Here is a 16,129-nt window from a genome sequence, read left to right as displayed (position 1 = left end):
TCCGAGTGTATCTTTTGATATGCAAAAAGGTGCCTATAGCACCTTTTTGACTTCTTTATATTTCTAATAGCTGCTATTATTCTTTAGAGCTTATCATGTCTTCTGGTTTGATCCATTCGTCAAATTGTTCTTCTGTTAATAGACCAGACTGTACTGCAGATTCTTTCAATGTTAAACCATTTTTATGAGCATTTTTAGCTATTGAAGCTGCATTTTCATATCCAATATGTGGATTTAAAGCAGTAACTAACATTAATGATTGATTTAAATATTTATCAATATTTTCATCAATAGGCTCAATACCTATTGCACAGTTATCATTGAATGTTTCCATACCATCTGCTAATAAATAAATTGATTGTAATGTATTGTATAATATTACAGGTTTGAATACGTTTAATTCAAAATTACCTTGTGATGCTGCTATTCCAACCGTAGTATCGTTACCCATTACCTGAACTGATACCATTGTTAGCATTTCACATTGCGTTGGGTTTACTTTACCCGGCATAATTGAAGATCCAGGTTCGTTTTCAGGGATTGAAATTTCCGCTAGACCTGCTCTAGGACCTGAAGATAACCATCTTACATCATTCGCTATCTTCATTAAATCACTAGCTAATGCTTTAAGTGCACCATGTACATAAACAACTTCATCATGAGCTGTTAAAGCATGGAATTTATTTTCAGAAGAAACAAATGGATAACCTAATTGTTCAGCAATTTGTTTCGCAACTTTATCTCCAAATTCAGGATGAGCATTTATACCAGTACCTACTGCTGTACCGCCTATTGCTAAGTTAAGTAGCTGACCTTTAGATTCATTTAATAAAGATTCACATTTATCCAACATGTATCTCCAACCGCTTACTTCTTGTCCTAAAGTTAATGGTGTTGCATCTTGAAGATGCGTTCTACCTATTTTAATAATGTCTTCGAAAGAAGTTTCTTTCTCTTTAAATGTATCTCTTAACTTACTTAATGCAGGTAATAATTTTGATTCTATTTCATGATATAATGCCACATGCATCGCAGTTGGATATGTATCATTCGAACTTTGAGACATGTTGACGTGGTCATTTGGATGTACATTTTCCTCTGAACCTTTTTCTTCTAAATAGTTGTTTGCAACGTAACTAACAACTTCGTTAACGTTCATATTACTTTGTGTACCACTACCTGTTTGCCATACAACTAATGGAAAATGTTCATCTAAGTTACCTTTTAAAATTTCATCAGTAGCATATACGATAGCATCTTTCTTATCATCTGATAGCTTACCTAGTTCATGATTAGCAATAGCTGCCGCTCTTTTCAAATGAGCGAATCCGTATATTACTTCAATTGGCATTTGTTCCTTACCAACTGGGAAATTTTGTTTACTTCTTTGTGTTTGTGCTTTCCAAAACTTGTCACTCGGTACTTTTATTTCACCAAAAGTATCATGTTCAATTCTGTAATCCATTTACATTACTCCCCTTTATTACATGTTTAAATCAATTTAACTTCACCTTTATTATAGCCTATAAATATAATGAATAAAACTGTTAGTAGTCTGATAATTCAAATTTGTAAACAATATACAATCGTAAAAGTGCATAATTCAATTTTTTACAAATAAAGATTTTGATATTTGATATTTTTAAAATAAAAAAAGAATTTACGCACTAAGTTCTCATGCATAAATCCTTTTTTGAAATGTTTGAAGATATATCAACACTAAATTATTTTTCTTCTTCTTTTTCTTCGTCATTTTGTTCAGAGATTTGTTCCATCTCTTTACCTAGTTCTTTGACGTCTTCTAAATCTTGAACCATTTCATTTTCTTCTTCATTTTCATTATGATCAATGTGTTTATCCAAATTGTTCACCTTCTTACGAAAATTGAATTGAGAAGTAAGATCTTACATCTTCAGGTAGACCTTGCGCCGCTTCATTATCTAGTACAACAGTAACCATTCTATGTTGTTTTAATTTTGCTGAATCAACAGAACCATTAGCAGGTTCTTCATATAATTGTTTTACTGCTTTAGCTTTTTCTTTACCCGTAACAAGTAATACGACTTCGCGAGCAGGATGTATCGAAGAATCATAATCTAAACCGATTCTACTATCGTCAGTTAATGTTAAAACATTTAACATTAATTTATTTTTCTTCTTATCAGTATTTACTTTATCTTTAATCACTGATTCAACATCGCCACCAACATCAGTTTTTATGACTTGCTTACTAGGAACACCTAATTCAGTGTAATAGTCTTCTTTATCGTCAAAATCTAAAACATGAATTTGACTAAAATTAACTGGACTCTTTTTTACATTATCGAATAACTCATCAAAAAATGTTGTGTTTTCGTCATTTAGATGTACGCCTACTACTGATGTACTGTCACCATTAAATTGTTTACGTACAATATCAGCGGCATAACGTGCAGCTATACTTTTTGTTTCGAATACTTTAAAATTTAAAGCCATTTTCTCCACTCCTCATTTCAACTTATCTATTATCATGTCAATAATCATTGTTCATTATCTATAATATACCCTTTTTTAATCGTTGTTAAAACATTTATTTCTGAATCAACTATAACAAGGTCTGCTTGTTTACCTTTTTTGATTGAACCTAGCCTATCTTCTACGTTTAATCGTATAGCTTGATTTAAACTAGTTGTTCTCCAAGCTTCTTCTAACGGGATATTTGCGTAGTTCATCAAATTTTTCAATCCTTTATTCATGAGTAAAATACTTCCAGCTAATGAACCATTTTCTAATCGCGCCTCATGATCTTTCACGTGAACATTTTGTCCACCTAAATCATATTCTCCATCTTTCATACCTTTTGCTCTCATTGCATCAGTAATCACGCAGAAATTTTTGTTGCCTTTCGATAAATAAGCTAATTTAACGGACGCTGGATGTGAATGTACACCGTCTACAATAACTTCTGTCGTTAACCTTTCATCTGTCAATGCAGCTCCAAAAACGCCCGGCTCTCTGTGAGTAAATGTAGTTTGAGCATTATATAAATGAGTAATATGCTGTAAGCCATTATCAACTGCTTCTTCTATACCATCATAATCCGTAATCGTATGACCAGCAGAAAAAATCACTTTATCATTAAGTGCCTGTATTGTTTCTTTAGCACCTTCTACTTCCGGAGCTATTGTTATAATTTTTATTTTATCTTTAGCTACTGATTGAAATGCTTCAAACTTTGCAACTGAAGGTCTTGCTACATATTTAGGATTTTGCGCACCAACTTTATGCTCAGAAATAAATGGACCTTCTAAATGTACTCCTAATATTTCTGCGCGTTTATCATCTAAAGGCTTATACTCTGCTACATTTTTTAACGCTTTATTAATTGCTTCTGATGATTGTGTCATTGTAGTCGCTAAGAAACTTGTTGTTCCTTCTGATAAAAGATTTTCAGATAGTATATTCAATGTTTCCGGTGTTGCATCCATTGCATCCTGACCATATCCCCCGTGTATATGTATGTCAATAAAGCCTGGAATAATATGTTGACCATTTACATCAACAACTTCTAAATTGCCGCTATATGAACCTTCTTGTATATCTTGTATATATCCATCCTGTATTTCAATATAACCATTTTCTATTTTTCCTTGTTCAGTATAAATTACTGCATTATCTAAAATATAATGTCCCATTTTAAAGTCTCCTTAAAAATTATATTTAAATATTCACCTAATTCGTATATAATAAAGATAACATAACATTACTGGGGGGCTAATTAAATGAATACATTACTAATCTGCATGGTTGGTGTAGCGTTTCTTACTTCAATGTTAACAGCTGGTCGTGATTCTAAAGACTATGGACTTAAAGAAGAAGATTTAAACAAAGAGCTTGAATCTTTAAAACAAAATAATCAATAACTGAGACCCCTACGGCCTCAGTTTTTTTTATTTTAAATTTGGATAATCTTGTTGTCTTAATGCTTCATAAATTAATATAGCTGCTGTATTAGATAGATTTAAAGCTCTTACATTATCATTCATAGGTATTCTTAAAGCTGTTTCTTTATATTTTTCTTTAACCCAATCAGGTAAACCACTTGTTTCTCTACCAAACACAAAGTAATGATCTTCATCAGTATTGCTGTAATCAAAATCAGTATGCGGCTGTGTACCGAATTTAGTTAATAAATAATAGTGACCACCTTCTGTTTTTTCAAAAAACTCTTCAATGCTATCGTAATAAGTGATGTTAACGAATTTCCAATAATCTAATCCTGCTCTTCTCAACATCTTATCGTCAGTGCTAAATCCTAATGGTTTAATTAAATGTAAATGTGTGTCTGTAGCAGCACAACTACGTGCAATGTTTCCTGTATTAGCTGGTATTTCTGGTTGATATAAAACTACGTGGTTCGTCATAATTTATTGTCTCCTCATTTCTAATCCTTTAATCATTTCTTCTTGTACTTCTTCAATTTCATGTTCATAATGCGACATAATAAAGGTTCTTGCCTCTTCCCCTTGAATTTGGCCAATCGCCCAATAAGCAGTAGCTCTAATCATTGGTCTAGGGTCTGTTAAAGCAACATCTTTCAATTCAGGTATAGCACTTTCTTCGTTAAAATGTACCAATGCAACAATCGCATTTCTTTGAATAGGCTTCTTACCTCTCCATGCACCAGCTATATGTCCATAAGTATTTTTAAATTCTTTATTAGACATCTTTAATAACGGTACTAATCTCGGCTTCAAAATTTCAGGTTCTAGCACGATATCATCATGTTGAGTGTTTATACCTCTATTTCTTGGGCACACTTGTTGGCATGTATCACAGCCATAAAGACGATTTCCTATCTTATATCGATACTCGTCCTTTAAGTATCCTTTAGTCTGTGTTAAGAAGCTTATACATTTTTGACTGTTTAATTGACCATTACCTACTAGTGCACCTGTAGGACATCTGTCTACACATATATTACAATCTCCGCAACTATCTATCACTGGATCATCGGGCTTAAACGGAATGCTCACAAGCATTTCTCCTAAATAAGTCCAAGTCCCTAAATCCTCATTAATTATGAAACCATTTTTACCTGCAAAACCAAGTCCCGCTCTTTCAGCAACAGCTCTGTCAGATAATACACCTGTATCTACCATTGATTGGATTTCAACATCTGGTACTTTTTCTTTTAAAAATTCTCCAAGTTTATCTAATCGATTTCTCATAATTGTATGATAGTCTTGTCCCCAAGAAGCTCTCGCAAACATACCTCTTCTATCACCACGCACACTTTTTGGAGCGCCTTTTAATTTGTTAGGATAACCTACTGCGATAGCGATAATCGAACGTGCTGAAGGCAGTGATAATTTTGGTTCTGTTCTTAAAGCTATATCACTTTCTTCAAACCCAGAAGCATAACCTTTGTTATGGTAATCTGCTAGTTTCTTTTTTAACTCATCAAAAGGATCTGCAGTTGTAAACCCAATGCTATCTATTCCTATTGAATGCGCATAATCTATCACTTCTTGTTTTAATTGATCTAAATTCAAATTTACTCACCTCACTATCAAACATGCCTATATATTTTAACATATTTAATTCTTAAAAATTGCATATCTTTTATGAAACAAAATTAAAAATAAGTCCGAGACAAATATTTATGTCTTGGACTTATTTTAGCATTTATTTTTAATTTTTTTGTAGTAAATAACTTAAGAAATAATTGTAGTACCAATTGAATTTGAATTAGAACTATTTATTAAAGCGTGTTTAACTGTGCCTGGAATAATTTTAACACTACTACATCCATCTTTAATAGCCGATACAGCACCACTCACCTTTGGTATCATGCCTCCATATATTTCAGTAGTTTCAATATAAGTATTAATTTCTTGTATGCTTAATTCAGATTTAACTTCATCCTCTATTAATACACCAGGAATATCACTTACTAAAAATAAATCTGCATTCATTTCGCTCGCTATTTTATATGCTAAACTATCTGCATTAATATTATATTTTTGACCATTTTCATGATTAATACCAATCGGTGCTATTACAGGTATAGCTAACTTACATATATCTGCTAAAACTGGTTTGTTTACTGAGAGACATTCTGCAACGTATCCATACTTTTCATTTATAGGTTCAATCTCAAATAAGTTAAGATCTATTCCGTTTAATCCTATAGCTAATGTTTCTTTACGGTTCACTTGATGTACAATTTTTGGATTGACTTCACCTATCAATGTATTTACAGTTTGAAGCAAAGTTTGTTCATCAGTAACACGTAAACCATCTAAAAACTTACTTTCAACCCCTAATCTATTGAGCTGTTTTTTAATAAATGGTCCTCCACCATGAACAATAATAGGTGTGTAATTATCTTTTCTTAAAGCATGTATATCTTCTATAATCGTATCGCAAAGGTCACTTAATATGCTACCGCCTATTTTAATTACTGCATACTTCATTTTAAAAACTCCTTATTAGGTGCTATATAAAGCATTAATACGCACATATTCGTATGATAAATCACAACCAAATGCTGTAGATTTAAATAAGCCGTTACCAACTTTAGCTTTAATAACAATAGTGTCCTGTTCCATATTTGCTTTAAGGTCTAATGCATCAAATGGAACTGGCATACCTTGTTTCACAATCAAATGATCACAAAGCCACACGTCCACATTATTTGGTGAAATTGTATTGTCTGCATATCCAATTGCTGTTATAAATCTTCCGAAATTAGGGTCGCCACCATGAATAGCTGTTTTAACTAAACTAGAGCCAACGATTGTTTTGGCTATAGCATTATTTTTTTCTTTTGAAATTGCACCTTCAACTTCAACTTTTATTAGTTTTGTAGCACCTTCACCATCTTGGGCAATGCTTTTTGCAAGATGCTCACAAACATAGCGAACCGCTTCAACAAATTTATGCCATTCAGGATGTTCTTTAGTTAACTGTTGTTTACCTACCATTCCATTAGCTAGAAGTAACACCATATCGTTTGTACTCGTGTCACCATCTACAGTAATCATGTTAAAGGTATCATCTACTGTAGGCTTTAATATGTCCTCTAAATCCTCAGCTTGTACGTTAGCATCTGTCGTCATAAACCCTAACATTGTCGCCATATTAGGATTTATCATCCCTGAACCTTTACTAGATCCACCTACAGTTATAACTTCACCATCTATGGTTACTTGAACAGCGATATGCTTCGTTTCTTTATCAGTTGTTAAAATAGATTCATTAAAATCTTTAGAACAAGTTGCACCTTCAATATCTATATGTTCAACGCCGTATTTAATTTTATCCATAGGTAAAAATTCTCCGATTAAACCTGTAGATGCGACAGCTATTTCATGTTCTGGAAGTTGAAGTTTTTCAGAAATCCATTTTTTTGTTTGTATTGCATCCCTTAAACCACGTTCACCTGTACAAGCATTAGCTATTGCTGAGTTAATAACCACTGCTGATAATTGTTTTGAAACATTTAAACTTGCTTGTGTAACTTGTAAAGGTGCAGCTTTAAACGCATTTTGAGTATATACTGCTGCGCATTGAGCAGGATTTGATGAATATAACCAACCAAAATCTTTCTTTGCTCGACGTAATCCAACATGTATTCCACCTGCTGTGTAACCATTAGGAGATGCGACATCCCCGTCTTGCAAAATCGTTATTTCAGAGTCTATAACTTGCTTAGTTTCTTCAATCATCAAATTCCTCCACTCTATGGGTATATTGGTAATAAATCTAAACCTTCCATCTCATCAAAGTTATATAGTTTATTTAAATTTTGAATTGCTTGTCCACTAGCACCTTTTACAAGGTTATCAATTACTGAAACAATAATAGCTTTATTTCGTTTTTCATCTACATAAATTCCTATATCACAATAGTTACTCCCAAGAACTTCTTTAGTTTTGGGAAAATCTCCTAAATCTCTAATCCTTACAAAAGGCTTATCTTTATACATATCTTTGTATAAAGCATGTAGACTTTCTTCTGTGTAATCTTTTGTTAAATCAATATAAATGGTTGATAATATACCTCTTGTCATTGGCACAAGGTGTGGTGTGAAAGTTACATTAACTTCGGTATTAGAAAGATTCGTGAGATATTGTTCTATCTCTGGTATATGTTTATGTCCACCTAATTTATATGCTGATAAATTTTCATTCATTTCACCATAATGAACATTTTGACTTAAACTTCGACCAGCTCCTGATACACCAGTCTTTGCATCAATAATAATAGAATCAAGTTTAATTAACTCATCAGTTATTAGCGGATGTAATGCTAATAAAATAGATGTAGGAAAACAGCCGGGGTTTGCGATAATTTGGTTATTTTCATTTACCTCTGACCATTCGGGTAAACTGTAAAATGCTTGATTCAATATAGATTGTTTGGCTGGTTGTTCTCCATAAAATGATTTATATACATTTGGATCTTTTAATCTAAAATCACCTGATAAATCAATTACTTTAATGTCTCTTTCGATTAAGTCAGGGATAAAATGTTTACTAACATTTGAGGGAGTTGCAAAAAATATTAAATCACATTCTACATCTTTTACATCTAAGCTTGAGAATTCTGCCTGAATACTGTTTTGTAAATGAGGATACGTGTTTTTTATCGCTTCTCCTGATTTAGAATGTGAAAATATATATTTAATTTCAACTTCTTTATGTTGATTTAATAATCTAATTAATTCCACTGCTCCGTATCCACTTCCGCCGACAATTCCAATTTCAATCATTACGACACCTCTTTTTTATATTTGTATTATAAAACTTTTGACAAAAATTGCTTTGTTCTATCATTTTGAGGATTATCAAATATTTGTTCGGGAGTGCCTTCTTCTTGTACTATTCCTTCGTCCATAAATATAACGTGATCACTTACATTTTTAGCAAATCCCATTTCGTGCGTCACCACTACCATAGTCATACCTTCTTTAGCCAAATCTTTCATAACACTCAATACTTCACCTACAACTTCGGGGTCTAATGCCGAAGTTGGTTCATCAAATAATATAACTTGAGGATTCATTGCAAGCGCACGTGCTATTGCAACACGTTGTTTTTGTCCGCCTGATAGTTTAGACGGGTAAACATTATATTTATCTTCTAGTCCAACTTTATTTAATAATTGGATGGCTTGGTCATCTAATTCTTTTTTGCTTCCTTTTTTTAATGTTAATGGTGTTAAAGTGACGTTTTCTATTACTTTTTTATGTGGGAATAAATTAAATCCTTGGAAAACCATCCCCATTTTTTGTCTTAATTGGTCTAACTTTGTCCCTTTAGCATTCGTTAAATCATTATTTTTAAATAATATCTGTCCTGAGGTTGGTTCTTCTAATAAGTTCAAACATCTTAAAAGCGTACTTTTACCGCTTCCTGAAGGTCCAATAATAGCAACAACTTCACCTTGTTTAATATTTAAATTAATGCCTTTTAATACTTCGTTTTTTCCAAATGTTTTGTGTAAATCGTTAACTTTAATCACTTACACTGAACCTCCTTTCAGCGAAATACATTACTCTTGATAATGTAAAGGTTAATATGAAGTATAATACCGCTGCGACTAGTAACGGTGTAAATGGATCGAACGAAGCACCTTGTACTACTTGTGCATTAAACATCAGTTCGCTTACACCTATTACAGATACAATTGATGATTCTTTAATAACAGTTACAAATTCATTACCTAAAGCAGGTAAAATATTTTTAATAGCTTGTGGCATAATTACTTGCTTCATCGCTTGAGTTCTATTTAATCCTAATGACCTAGCTGCTTCCATTTGTCCATTATCTACAGCATTAATACCTGCTCTTATTATCTCTGCAATATAAGCACTACAATTAATGATTAATGCGATAATACCGCAAATAAGTGCTGATAAATCGAGTCCGAGTACTGCGGTTGTACCGAAGTACACTAGAAATACTTGTACAAGTAAAGGTGTACCTCTAATAAATTCTATGTACACTGAAGCGATAGACTTAAGTATTTTGCTATTACCTAATTTCATTAGTGCTAATACGCAACCAATAATTGCACCTGCTACTACACCTAAGAAAGATAATAGAATTGTAATACCGATACCATGTAAGAAATAAGAACCATACTTACTAAAGAATGAACCATCATCAAACATAGCTTCTGTTGCTTTGTCTTGATAATCCTTTATCAAATTATTATCTCTCACATCTTTTACGCTTTTGTTTACTCTATCCATTAATTCTGGCGAGTTTTTCGGTAAAGCAATCGCGGTTGTTTTATCGGCATCAGAAAATTCAACATCAGAATAAGTTAAATTAGGATTTTTCTCTAGATAAGCGTCTGCAACTGGACCTTCTATAATCATTCCGTCTATTTTTCCAGAATTAAGTGACATGATAACTTCGGGTACCCTAGTAAGAGAGCTAAGTTGTGATTCAGGCATTTCAGTTTTTGCAAGTTCTTCTTGAGTCGTTTGCTTTTGAACACCAATCATTTTACCTTTAAAATCATCGACCGTTTTTAATTTGTCTTTATCTTTTTTCTGGACAATCATCCTTTGTTTGACTTCCATATAATAATCCGAAAAATCTACTTCTTTTTTTCTTTCAGGAGTTGGTGCCATACCAGAAATAATCATATCGATTTTTCCAGTTTTTAATGCGCCGAGTAAACTATCAAATTGCATATTCACAATTTTTAATTCTATATCGTTATCTTTTGCTATTTTTTTAGCGAGCTCGATATCAATCCCGGCATATTCTCGATTACCATCCTTAGTATGTTCGAATTCATATGGTGCATAATCAGCTGATAATCCTACTCTTAATTCTCCACGTTCTTTTGCTTTCTCCCATTGATCCGTTTGTGCTGCATTAGCTTGGCTTATACTAATGTTTGGAATCATAAGTGATAAACAAATGATGGTGAAGACAATTTTTAATAATACATTTCTTTTCACAGTTCCAACCTCCTGAATTAATAATATTCATTATTATACGCATTATTGTAATTTTATGCAACAGTGTTTTTTAAAAAATAGTATGAATGTTCAAACACTCATACTTGATTATCATTATATTTCGTTTAAGCTTTTCCCTGTGTTTATTACTTCAAGTGCGCTATCAAGTGATATCTCAACCATATTCTGAACAGCTGTTTTTGTATAAAATGCTATATGGGGTGAAATTAACACATCATCACGCGACAATAAATCTTTTAATATTTCATCTTCAATAGATTTATTTGAATAATCATATGCAAAATAATCAAATTCATGTTCATATACATCTAAAGCAGCGCTATGTATTTTTCCTTCATTTAATCCTTTCAATAAGGCTTTAGTATCAACTGTAATACCTCTTGAAGTATTCACTAAATATGCACCATTTTTCATATAACTTATCGTTTCTTCATCGATCATATGCATTGTTTCATCATTAGCAGGAACATGCAGAGTTATAAGGTCCGCTTTAGATATAGCTTCTTTTAAGTCATCAAAAAATTCAACATTATCACAACTTTGGTCATAAGGGTCATAACCTATAACCTTTGCACCAAATCCATTGAATAATTGAGCTGAAACTTTTCCTATTCGACCTACTCCAATAACAAGTATGGTCATACTTCTTAATTCATTAGCAATAACATTTTCATCCCATGTAAAATCTTGATTAGTAACACGTTTATGTATTTTATTAATGTTACGAACTAATTCTAATGCTCTACATACCGCAAACTCTGCTATGGCATTAGGACTATATGCTGGTATATTAGTAATTTTAATATCATGTTTAGCTGCTTCTTCTTTATTGAACATATCAAAACCTGCAGTTCGGCCAGCTATTTGCTTAATTCCTACCTTATTAAGTGCCTCATATATATCATCATCATATTTATGTAGTTGTTGAGTACTAATAGCATCAAATGCTTTTAATGAAGATACATTATCTAAAGTTAAATGTTCTTCAACACATACTATTTCATGATTATTCACTTTCCCCCAGTTATAAGCAAAATTTTTCTCGTCTTCTCTTATATCAAATAATTTTATTTTCATCATTTACTTCCTTTCAATATGCAATATTGTGAATAATCATTAATTGTACAAGAAAACAAAGAAACAAACAATCTATTTTTCAATATATTCTTACTATTCAGAATATAATATGTAGTTTTAGGGCTTATTCTTTTTTACATAAATAAAAGCCAAGGACATAAATCCTTAGCTCAAAAATGGACTACGAAATCTTATTTAACAAAATGAGGTTTCTGGCCCTCTCTCTATGCTTTATTATTAAAAGCAAATATATTTTTTTGATATTTTGGTAATACTTTCAAACATAGTGTGTGTATAATGTATGCACTTATTAAAGGTATAATGAAGTATGCTAATAACAATAATAATACGTTAACTATAAACTGTCCGTCCATATATTTTATAGCATTAGCTGGTCCGACAAAACCTGTGTAGCCAAAACCTGTAGACATTGGTGTTCCTTTAATTCCAACAAAGTAAGTTAATAGTCCACAAATTAATCCATTAAACAGTAACGGTACTGCAATTATAGGATGTTTGAAATAAACTGGTATCATTAGTTTTGCTGCACCAACAATCAATACAATATTTGTGCCTCTATTATTAACTTTCCATGATCCTATTAAGAACGTCATACAAGCTGCTACAATACCCATATTACCTGCGCCAGAGCTCAAACCTTCTAATCCTACAGCAGTAGCAATAGCAACTAAGGAAATAGGTGTTACCATTAATAAAGAGTATGTAATTGCTATTAAGATACACATTAATAATGGATTTAAAGTAGAAAAATGACCAATTAAATTGCCAATACCTTTAGTTACAGTACTTACATAAGGCAAAGTTAACATGCCAATAAATCCACTCACAACAGAAACTAAAATTGGTAATATAAGCATATCTAATGAACCAAATTTTCCTTTTAATTTAATCATTAAGAAACAACTTATTACCAATACAACGATTAAATTTACTACATCCCCAATACTTGCAAATGTATATGTACCATTCTCTATTTTAACAGCACCTGATCCAATCAATCCTGCAGCTCCAATCATAACAGCATCAGTAGCTTGGAATTTAAATTGATTTGCTACAATCACTCCTATTATAAAGCTCATACCAAACTGCATTAACAGTAAAGCTTGGTTAAACATTTCTAATATAGGATGAAACTGTGCTAAGTATGTAAAAAGTACGCCAAGAATAGCATTTGGTATTAAAGCAATAACGATACCAACACCAATACCATTTAAAATATTAGAAAAAAATTCTTTTGCAGTGAAATGTTTGTCCATAGTATTCCTCCAGATGTAAATATGTATTAATGATATAGGACTTTATCTTTTTAAACAATCGTATTTTCACATTTATCCTAAACTTCTTAATATTATATAAAATAAAAAAGCCATAAACCTAAGTTTATGGCTTTCAATATAGTACCGGCGGTCGGGCTCGAACCGACACGTCCGCAATGGACACGGGATTTTGAGTCCCGCGTGTCTGCCAATTCCACCACGCCGGCATAACTTTATCCTATAAAAAAATCTTCCCTATGGAAGAAATAATGGAGCGGAAGATAGGATTTGCACCTATATCTCATTCCGGGAAGGAATGTATTCTAAAAGTTGAAATACTCCCGCATTTTAATAATTAATCATTTAGGAAAAATGGAATTGGAGCGGAAGATAGGATTTGCACCTATATCTCATTCCAGGAAGGAATGTATTCTAAGAGTTGAAATACTCCCGCAATATTTATTAATGGAGGCGGCAACCGGATTTGAACCGGTGAATAGAGGTTTTGCAGACCTCGGCCTTACCACTTGGCTATGCCGCCAAACAACTGGGCTAGCTGGATTCGAACCAGCGAGTGACGGAGTCAAAGTCCGTTGCCTTACCGCTTGGCTATAGCCCATTAATAAAAATAAGGGCGGCTGATGGGAATCGAACCCACGAATGTCGGAACCACAATCCGATGCGTTAACCACTTCGCCACAACCGCCATGGCAGGGGTAGTAGGAATCGAACCCACACCAAAGGTTTTGGAGACCTCTATTCTACCGTTGAACTATACCCCTATAAATAATAATGGTGGAGGGAGGCAGATTCGAACTGCCGAACCCGAAGGAGCGGATTTACAGTCCGCCGCGTTTAGCCACTTCGCTATCCCTCCGATAGATGGTGCCGGCCAGAGGACTTGAACCCCCAACCTACTGATTACAAGTCAGTTGCTCTACCAGTTGAGCTAGGCCGGCTTAAACTTTAAAAGATGGCTCAGGACGGAATCGAACCGCCGACACAAGGATTTTCAGTCCTTTGCTCTACCGACTGAGCTACTGAGCCATACATTAAATTTTTAAAAATGGCGGTCCCGACGGGAATCGAACCCGCGATCTCCTGCGTGACAGGCAGGCATGTTAACCGCTACACCACGGGACCTAAAAATAATAATTGCGGGAGGCGGATTTGAACCACCGACCTTCGGGTTATGAGCCCGACGAGCTACCGAACTGCTCCATCCCGCTTTAATAATAAATAATTAGTGTACAAATATAATGGCGGAGGAAGAGGGATTCGAACCCCCGCGAGCCGTTAAGCCCCTGTCGGTTTTCAAGACCGATCCCTTCAGCCGAACTTGGGTATTCCTCCACTATATAAGTATGGACCTTGCAGGACTCGAACCTGCGACCCAACGGTTATGAGCCGTTTGCTCTGACCAACTGAGCTAAAGGTCCAAAATCAAAATATGTATGACATATTTAATTTTAATGGCGGCAGAGGGGATCGAACCCCCGACCTCACGGGTATGAACCGTACGCTCTAGCCAGCTGAGCTACGCCGCCATAATGGTAATGTATTAATTTTAAATGGTGGAGACTAGCGGGATCGAACCGCTGACCTCCTGCGTGCAAAGCAGGCGCTCTCCCATCTGAGCTAAGCCCCCATTTAATATATAACTTTTAAAGAGTCGGGAAGACAGGATTCGAACCTGCGACCCCTTGGTCCCAAACCAAGTGCTCTACCAAGCTGAGCTACTTCCCGTAACCTTAACTGGTCATTACGCGCCCGAGAGGAGTCGAACCCCTAGCCTCTTGATCCGTAGTCAAACGCTCTATCCAATTGAGCTACGGGCGCATATTAAAATGGTGCCGAGGACCGGAATCGAACCGGTACGATAATCACTTATCGCAGGATTTTAAGTCCTGTGCGTCTGCCAGTTCCGCCACCCCGGCAAATAATGGAGCAGAAGACGGGATTCGAACCCGCGACCCCAACCTTGGCAAGGTTGTATTCTACCGCTGAACTACTTCTGCAAGATTAAATGCTTAATTTCTTTAAATAATGCGGGTGAAGGGAGTCGAACCCCCACGCCGTAAGGCGCTAGATCCTAAGTCTAGTGCGTCTGCCAATTCCGCCACACCCGCTAATGGTGAGCCATAGAGGATTCGAACCTCTGACCCTCTGATTAAAAGTCAGATGCTCTACCAACTGAGCTAATGGCTCTAAAACATGGTGCCGGCCAGAGGACTTGAACCCCCAACCTACTGATTACAAGTCAGTTGCTCTACCAATTGAGCTAGGCCGGCTAAATGGTGGAGAATGACGGGTTCGAACCGCCGACCCTCTGCTTGTAAGGCAGATGCTCTCCCAGCTGAGCTAATTCTCCATTTAATATATGTAATTTTTATATTTGCCCGGCAACGTCCTACTCTCGCGGAACGTAAGCCCAACTACCATCGGCGCTAAAGAGCTTAACTTCTGTGTTCGGCATGGGAACAGGTGTGACCTCTTTGCTATCGTCACCAGACAAAATACTTGCTTGAGACAATCGTTTACATACTTCCTCATCACTGCTGGCTTCCGCATTCATTTACCGGAGTAAACTCATTTGTCATCCATTGTGATTCGTCGTCTATAAGCGTTTTCTCTTCGCAACGTTATGAGAATGTATTGCACATTCAAAACTAGATAGTAAGCAGATTTTACGGCTCAAAAACCGATTTTAAAAATTTGATTAAGTCTTCGATCGATTAGTATTCGTCAGCTACACACATTACTGCGCTTACACCCCGAACCTATTAAC

The 16,129-nt window shown here is 34.6% G+C and carries 14 protein-coding genes, 24 tRNA genes and 1 rRNA gene; 1 reads left to right on the top strand and 38 read right to left on the bottom strand.

The window, feature by feature from the left end; all coding sequences use genetic code 11:
- Positions 1 to 76 precede the first annotated feature (76 nt).
- The 4 genes from fumC to nagA form a co-directional block, all read right to left on the bottom strand.
- Positions 77 to 1,465, bottom strand: coding sequence for a class II fumarate hydratase (gene fumC / locus LQ688_RS00195; RefSeq protein ID WP_103269528.1), 1,389 nt, complete (start codon positions 1,463 to 1,465; stop codon positions 77 to 79).
- Positions 1,466 to 1,724: 259 nt separating this feature from the next.
- Positions 1,725 to 1,862 carry an SAS053 family DNA gyrase inhibitor gene (locus LQ688_RS00190; RefSeq protein ID WP_016999961.1) on the bottom strand — a complete coding sequence of 46 codons (138 nt, stop codon included), beginning with the start codon at positions 1,860 to 1,862 and terminating at the stop codon, positions 1,725 to 1,727.
- Between the two features lie 13 nt (positions 1,863 to 1,875).
- Positions 1,876 to 2,475, bottom strand: coding sequence for a 6-phosphogluconolactonase (locus LQ688_RS00185; protein WP_103269527.1), 600 nt, complete (start codon positions 2,473 to 2,475; stop codon positions 1,876 to 1,878).
- A gap of 44 nt (positions 2,476 to 2,519) precedes the next feature.
- A complete protein-coding gene (gene nagA / locus LQ688_RS00180) occupies positions 2,520 to 3,674 on the bottom strand; it encodes an N-acetylglucosamine-6-phosphate deacetylase (RefSeq protein WP_103269526.1) in 1,155 nt (384 codons plus the stop codon).
- Positions 3,675 to 3,761: 87 nt separating this feature from the next.
- Here nagA and LQ688_RS00175 point away from each other — a divergent pair, with 87 nt between their 5' ends.
- The gene (locus LQ688_RS00175; RefSeq protein ID WP_016999958.1) at positions 3,762 to 3,902 is read left to right on the top strand and encodes a hypothetical protein; all 141 of its coding nucleotides are present in this window, start codon (positions 3,762 to 3,764) and stop codon (positions 3,900 to 3,902) included.
- A gap of 27 nt (positions 3,903 to 3,929) precedes the next feature.
- On the opposite strand, the gene trmL is transcribed toward LQ688_RS00175, so the two are convergent.
- The 34 genes from trmL to rrf all read right to left on the bottom strand — a co-directional run bounded on the left by trmL (position 3,930) and on the right by rrf (position 15,853).
- A complete protein-coding gene (trmL, locus tag LQ688_RS00170) occupies positions 3,930 to 4,403 on the bottom strand; it encodes a tRNA (uridine(34)/cytosine(34)/5-carboxymethylaminomethyluridine(34)-2'-O)-methyltransferase TrmL (RefSeq protein WP_016999957.1) in 474 nt (157 codons plus the stop codon).
- Positions 4,404 to 4,406: 3 nt separating this feature from the next.
- Positions 4,407 to 5,534 carry a tRNA epoxyqueuosine(34) reductase QueG gene (gene queG / locus LQ688_RS00165; protein ID WP_147641105.1) on the bottom strand — a complete coding sequence of 376 codons (1,128 nt, stop codon included), beginning with the start codon at positions 5,532 to 5,534 and terminating at the stop codon, positions 4,407 to 4,409.
- A 162-nt stretch (positions 5,535 to 5,696) separates the two neighbouring features.
- Positions 5,697 to 6,458, bottom strand: coding sequence for an acetylglutamate kinase (argB, locus tag LQ688_RS00160; protein WP_016999955.1), 762 nt, complete (start codon positions 6,456 to 6,458; stop codon positions 5,697 to 5,699).
- A gap of 15 nt (positions 6,459 to 6,473) precedes the next feature.
- On the bottom strand, positions 6,474 to 7,712 hold the full coding sequence (argJ, locus tag LQ688_RS00155; protein WP_103269524.1) for a bifunctional glutamate N-acetyltransferase/amino-acid acetyltransferase ArgJ: 1,239 nt from the start codon (positions 7,710 to 7,712) through the stop codon (positions 6,474 to 6,476).
- Positions 7,713 to 7,726: 14 nt separating this feature from the next.
- Complete coding sequence (gene argC, locus LQ688_RS00150; RefSeq protein WP_103269523.1) at positions 7,727 to 8,758, bottom strand: N-acetyl-gamma-glutamyl-phosphate reductase; 1,032 nt, start codon at positions 8,756 to 8,758, stop codon at positions 7,727 to 7,729.
- Positions 8,759 to 8,784: 26 nt separating this feature from the next.
- Positions 8,785 to 9,510 (bottom strand): amino acid ABC transporter ATP-binding protein, encoded by a 726-nt coding sequence (locus LQ688_RS00145; RefSeq protein WP_016999953.1) that lies wholly within the window; start codon positions 9,508 to 9,510, stop codon positions 8,785 to 8,787.
- The gene (locus tag LQ688_RS00140; RefSeq protein ID WP_016999952.1) at positions 9,503 to 10,966 is read right to left on the bottom strand and encodes an ABC transporter substrate-binding protein/permease; all 1,464 of its coding nucleotides are present in this window, start codon (positions 10,964 to 10,966) and stop codon (positions 9,503 to 9,505) included. The genes LQ688_RS00145 and LQ688_RS00140 overlap by 8 nt, the downstream gene beginning before the upstream one ends.
- A gap of 114 nt (positions 10,967 to 11,080) precedes the next feature.
- A complete protein-coding gene (locus tag LQ688_RS00135) occupies positions 11,081 to 12,064 on the bottom strand; it encodes a D-2-hydroxyacid dehydrogenase (RefSeq protein ID WP_103269522.1) in 984 nt (327 codons plus the stop codon).
- A gap of 224 nt (positions 12,065 to 12,288) precedes the next feature.
- Entirely contained in the window at positions 12,289 to 13,341 is a 1,053-nt protein-coding gene (locus tag LQ688_RS00130) for a PTS sugar transporter subunit IIC (RefSeq protein WP_103269521.1), read from the bottom strand.
- 142 nt (positions 13,342 to 13,483) lie between these two features.
- Positions 13,484 to 13,568 (bottom strand) — tRNA-Leu (locus tag LQ688_RS00125).
- Between the two features lie 43 nt (positions 13,569 to 13,611).
- A tRNA-Gly gene (locus LQ688_RS00120) sits at positions 13,612 to 13,686 on the bottom strand.
- Between the two features lie 34 nt (positions 13,687 to 13,720).
- Positions 13,721 to 13,795, bottom strand: a tRNA-Gly gene (locus tag LQ688_RS00115).
- Between the two features lie 12 nt (positions 13,796 to 13,807).
- Positions 13,808 to 13,882, bottom strand: a tRNA-Cys gene (locus LQ688_RS00110).
- 6 nt (positions 13,883 to 13,888) lie between these two features.
- Positions 13,889 to 13,960 (bottom strand) — tRNA-Gln (locus LQ688_RS00105).
- Between the two features lie 14 nt (positions 13,961 to 13,974).
- Positions 13,975 to 14,047, bottom strand: a tRNA-His gene (locus LQ688_RS00100).
- 2 nt (positions 14,048 to 14,049) lie between these two features.
- Positions 14,050 to 14,123, bottom strand: a tRNA-Trp gene (locus LQ688_RS00095).
- 11 nt (positions 14,124 to 14,134) lie between these two features.
- Positions 14,135 to 14,218: transfer RNA gene (locus tag LQ688_RS00090), tRNA-Tyr, on the bottom strand.
- 6 nt (positions 14,219 to 14,224) lie between these two features.
- Positions 14,225 to 14,300, bottom strand: a tRNA-Thr gene (locus LQ688_RS00085).
- 15 nt (positions 14,301 to 14,315) lie between these two features.
- Positions 14,316 to 14,388, bottom strand: a tRNA-Phe gene (locus LQ688_RS00080).
- 20 nt (positions 14,389 to 14,408) lie between these two features.
- Positions 14,409 to 14,484 (bottom strand) — tRNA-Asp (locus LQ688_RS00075).
- 12 nt (positions 14,485 to 14,496) lie between these two features.
- Positions 14,497 to 14,570: transfer RNA gene (locus LQ688_RS00070), tRNA-Met, on the bottom strand.
- A gap of 31 nt (positions 14,571 to 14,601) precedes the next feature.
- A tRNA-Ser gene (locus LQ688_RS00065) sits at positions 14,602 to 14,694 on the bottom strand.
- A gap of 12 nt (positions 14,695 to 14,706) precedes the next feature.
- Positions 14,707 to 14,780, bottom strand: a tRNA-Ile gene (locus LQ688_RS00060).
- Between the two features lie 34 nt (positions 14,781 to 14,814).
- A tRNA-Met gene (locus LQ688_RS00055) sits at positions 14,815 to 14,888 on the bottom strand.
- 25 nt (positions 14,889 to 14,913) lie between these two features.
- Positions 14,914 to 14,989 (bottom strand) — tRNA-Ala (locus tag LQ688_RS00050).
- 24 nt (positions 14,990 to 15,013) lie between these two features.
- Positions 15,014 to 15,087 (bottom strand) — tRNA-Pro (locus LQ688_RS00045).
- A 19-nt stretch (positions 15,088 to 15,106) separates the two neighbouring features.
- Positions 15,107 to 15,180 (bottom strand) — tRNA-Arg (locus LQ688_RS00040).
- A gap of 9 nt (positions 15,181 to 15,189) precedes the next feature.
- Positions 15,190 to 15,278 (bottom strand) — tRNA-Leu (locus LQ688_RS00035).
- Between the two features lie 6 nt (positions 15,279 to 15,284).
- Positions 15,285 to 15,359, bottom strand: a tRNA-Gly gene (locus LQ688_RS00030).
- Positions 15,360 to 15,388: 29 nt separating this feature from the next.
- Positions 15,389 to 15,470: transfer RNA gene (locus LQ688_RS00025), tRNA-Leu, on the bottom strand.
- A gap of 3 nt (positions 15,471 to 15,473) precedes the next feature.
- A tRNA-Lys gene (locus LQ688_RS00020) sits at positions 15,474 to 15,549 on the bottom strand.
- 7 nt (positions 15,550 to 15,556) lie between these two features.
- Positions 15,557 to 15,632: transfer RNA gene (locus LQ688_RS00015), tRNA-Thr, on the bottom strand.
- Between the two features lie 4 nt (positions 15,633 to 15,636).
- Positions 15,637 to 15,712: transfer RNA gene (locus LQ688_RS00010), tRNA-Val, on the bottom strand.
- A gap of 26 nt (positions 15,713 to 15,738) precedes the next feature.
- Positions 15,739 to 15,853, bottom strand: a 5S ribosomal RNA gene (gene rrf, locus LQ688_RS00005).
- Positions 15,854 to 16,129 lie beyond the last annotated feature (276 nt).

It is taken from the genome of Mammaliicoccus sp. J-M40 (genome assembly GCF_022386395.1).
Taxonomy (GTDB): domain Bacteria; phylum Bacillota; class Bacilli; order Staphylococcales; family Staphylococcaceae; genus Mammaliicoccus; species Mammaliicoccus lentus.
The sequence above is the reverse complement of the archived record's forward strand: the minus strand, read 5'-3'. Positions and strand labels throughout refer to the sequence as shown.

Coding starts and splice junctions, on each gene's coding strand:
- argB (WP_016999955.1), bottom strand. CDS start 6,458: ATGAAGTATGCAGTAATTAAAATAGGCGGTAGCATATTAAGTGACCTT.
- trmL (WP_016999957.1), bottom strand. CDS start 4,403: ATGACGAACCACGTAGTTTTATATCAACCAGAAATACCAGCTAATACA.
- argJ (WP_103269524.1), bottom strand. CDS start 7,712: ATGATTGAAGAAACTAAGCAAGTTATAGACTCTGAAATAACGATTTTG.
- LQ688_RS00130 (WP_103269521.1), bottom strand. CDS start 13,341: ATGGACAAACATTTCACTGCAAAAGAATTTTTTTCTAATATTTTAAAT.
- LQ688_RS00135 (WP_103269522.1), bottom strand. CDS start 12,064: ATGAAAATAAAATTATTTGATATAAGAGAAGACGAGAAAAATTTTGCT.
- nagA (WP_103269526.1), bottom strand. CDS start 3,674: ATGGGACATTATATTTTAGATAATGCAGTAATTTATACTGAACAAGGA.
- fumC (WP_103269528.1), bottom strand. CDS start 1,465: ATGGATTACAGAATTGAACATGATACTTTTGGTGAAATAAAAGTACCG.
- LQ688_RS00175 (WP_016999958.1), top strand. CDS start 3,762: ATGAATACATTACTAATCTGCATGGTTGGTGTAGCGTTTCTTACTTCA.
- argC (WP_103269523.1), bottom strand. CDS start 8,758: ATGATTGAAATTGGAATTGTCGGCGGAAGTGGATACGGAGCAGTGGAA.
- LQ688_RS00185 (WP_103269527.1), bottom strand. CDS start 2,475: ATGGCTTTAAATTTTAAAGTATTCGAAACAAAAAGTATAGCTGCACGT.